Genomic DNA, 1373 nt, shown 5'->3' with positions numbered 1-1373 from the left:
GGGGGCCGAGCCGGCGTGCCCGCCACAGGGCGGCCAGGGCGGCGGCGATGAACAGCTGCAGGGTGCCCCAGAGCCAGCCCGTGGGGAGCAGGTCGAAGAAGGTGCGGTCGCCGGTGTCGGGGGCCGAGGCGTCGGAGAGCGAGGGGAGGTACCAGACCAGATGGGGGTGGGAGCCGAGGAGTTGGAGGGCGAGCGAGGCGTTGCCCCGCTTGTCGAGGCGGTTGTTGTAGAGGATGTCGGGCGTGCCGAGGACGACGGTGTCGCCGCCCTTGGCGGTCTGCGGGATGCGGAGCAGGGTGGGCAGTCCGTCGCTGGGGTAGCAGGTGTCGGCCCTGCGGGCGGTGGTGGAGTAGCGGATGCCGCCGCCGGTGTCCGCGGTGCCGGCGCGGCGGGCGGCGGGCAGGGAGCAGCCGGGGGAGAGGGTGGTGTCGAAGCTGGGTGCGGGGTCGGCCGTGACGCCGGGAGCCAGCCGGCCGACGGACGGGGTGTCCGGGGCGACGAGGACGGTGCGTCCGCCGGAGGCCGCCGTTGCCGAGTGCAGCCGGGACTGCTGACCGTCCGTCAGCAGGTCGGGCACGGCGACCAGCAGGGTGGTGTCGGGGCCGGCCGCGGCCCGTGCCTGGTCGAGGGTGGTGACCACGCGCGTCGACACGCCGTGGTCGGCGAGGATCGCGGCGACGGCGCGGCTGCCGTAGGGGTCGGCGGAGCGCGGGTCGAGGCGTCCGTGCTGGCCGCCCGAGCGGAGTGTGGCGATCGCGACGGCCCCCACGAGGAGGAGGACGAGCGCGAGCAGGACGCCTCGCGTACGGGTCCACACCTGGCGGGCGGTGGGCGAGGTCGAGGTGGACGGGAGCGTGGCCTCGGTGGTCATTCGGCGGCTCCCTGGTGGGTGTGGGGGGCCGTGCTGTGGCTGGTGGTGGCGAGTTGGGGCTTGGCGTGTGCCAGGTCGCGGTCGAGTTCGGCGATGCGCTGGTACGCCTGTTCGGTCGCCCTGCGCCCGCCGTATGTGACGTCGTCGAAGTCCCGGGCGGCGGCGCGGAGCCGGTCGGCGTGCGCGGGGAGGGTGCGCCCGGCCTCGGCCGCCGCTTCGTCGGCGGTGCGTCCGGGGCGTACGTCGAGCAGGGCGCGTTCCTCCAGGGAGCGGACGATGGCGCGCATCCGTTCCTGGACGGCCTGGTTCCAGTGGCCCCGGGTGGCGTGCGCCTCGGCGGTGGCGCGGTGTTCGGCGGCGCTGCGGGGGCGGTCGTCGAAGAGGGCGGGGGAGGAGGTGGGACTGCGGCGTGGTGTGCCGAGGCGCCACCACAGGGCGCCGAGCACGGCGAGCACGGCCACGACGACGACGGCCAGGCCGACGCCACCGCCGGGTGTGGCGG

The 1373-nt window shown here is 76.0% G+C and carries 2 protein-coding genes; both read right to left on the bottom strand.

Features of this window, described 5'->3' with window-relative positions; translation table 11 throughout:
• On the bottom strand, nucleotides 1-871 hold an 871-nt coding region (locus tag RH94_RS13820), incomplete at its 3' end, for a DUF4350 domain-containing protein (protein ID WP_234425751.1).
• A partial coding sequence (locus tag RH94_RS13815; RefSeq protein ID WP_234425750.1) for a DUF4129 domain-containing protein occupies nucleotides 868-1373 on the bottom strand: 506 nt, incomplete at its 5' end. The genes RH94_RS13820 and RH94_RS13815, both read right to left, overlap by 4 nt.

Source organism: Streptomyces kebangsaanensis (assembly GCF_001906585.1).
GTDB classification, from domain to species: domain Bacteria; phylum Actinomycetota; class Actinomycetes; order Streptomycetales; family Streptomycetaceae; genus Streptomyces; species Streptomyces kebangsaanensis.
The sequence above is the reverse complement of the archived record's forward strand: the minus strand, read 5'-3'. Positions and strand labels throughout refer to the sequence as shown.